General features: G+C 42.0%; 2 protein-coding genes. Both read right to left on the bottom strand.

Going from position 1 to position 1,127, the window contains the following annotated elements; genetic code table 11:
- On the bottom strand, positions 1-425 hold a 425-nt coding region (locus ACG9ZL_RS20985), incomplete at its 3' end, for a tail assembly protein (RefSeq protein WP_419361834.1).
- On the bottom strand, positions 418-1,127 hold a 710-nt coding region (locus tag ACG9ZL_RS20980), incomplete at its 5' end, for a C40 family peptidase (RefSeq protein ID WP_419361832.1). The genes ACG9ZL_RS20980 and ACG9ZL_RS20985, both read right to left, overlap by 8 nt.

Raw genomic sequence — 1,127 nt, 5'->3', positions numbered from 1 at the left:
TCTTGTGCGTCAACCTTGGGTGTAAGCATCTGTGCAATACCGCCTACAACCATTCCAGCTCCAGCACCTATTAACGCAATCCCCATGGGTGTGCCCACACCAGTGAAAATACCCGCGACAATCAAAACAGCCCCAAGTACAAGTTGTAAAACACCACCATCCCCACCTGACCCAATGACTTTAGGCACAATCTTGATAACCTTGGCACCAGTCTCAAAATCAATCTGATCCTCACTGATATTTTCATCATCTTGAAAAACAGCAAAGGTAAGTCCGTGTTCATGAGCGGTTAGCATGAATTGTTCAAAGCCGGGCACTTGGACTGATAGCGCTTTTACAGCTTCACGGGTGCTTTCAACAGCAAGCTTAAATTCCTTACCAAACTTCTTTCCCAGTACGCCATATAATTTGATCGTTTTAAGCATTCTTATGCCTCACAATTTTGACAACACGCTCTTGCCATTGTTGCCCAAAGATTTCACGCACTGACTTTCGATCATAAGGATGATGTAGGATTAATGGTCCACCAAAACAACTCGTGCTTTCTTCTGACTTCAATTGCCACTGATCACCCAACCAAATCACAGCATGATTCGGGTGTTCTGTACGGCCAACATTACACACCAACATGTCACCATACTGAGGTTCACTGACTTCATAAAATCCAGCTGCGTCTAAGTTTTCTAGATAAAGGGATTTGTGATCTTTATCACTCCACCAATCATCTTTACGCTCGAAATCAATCAACTGAATACTTAACTCACGATTATAAAAATCACGAATAATTGAATAGCAATCTTGATATCCATGATGGTAATCACGACCAATGAGTGGTGCTTTATAGCCACATGGCTTATAGACTTGAAAATCTACTTCGGGCCAAGCACAAATCACCCATGGCATTTCATGAAGTTCAATTTGTAATAAATCTAAATCAGAAGCTCGTGCTGTAGCGTTTGGATGTGAATGTACATAGGCTTGAATCTCACCTTGATCTTCAGCTTTCGCCAAGTCTTCATGATGAATTTGAAACTGACCTTTTTCAGCGACATTACGGCATGGAATATACTCACCTGAAACAATAACCCCGCAACATTCTGCGGCGAAACATTGTTCAGCATGAGATA

The sequence above is a fragment of the Acinetobacter legionensis genome, from assembly GCF_048551735.1.
Classification (GTDB): domain Bacteria; phylum Pseudomonadota; class Gammaproteobacteria; order Pseudomonadales; family Moraxellaceae; genus Acinetobacter.
The sequence above is the reverse complement of the archived record's forward strand: the minus strand, read 5'-3'. Positions and strand labels throughout refer to the sequence as shown.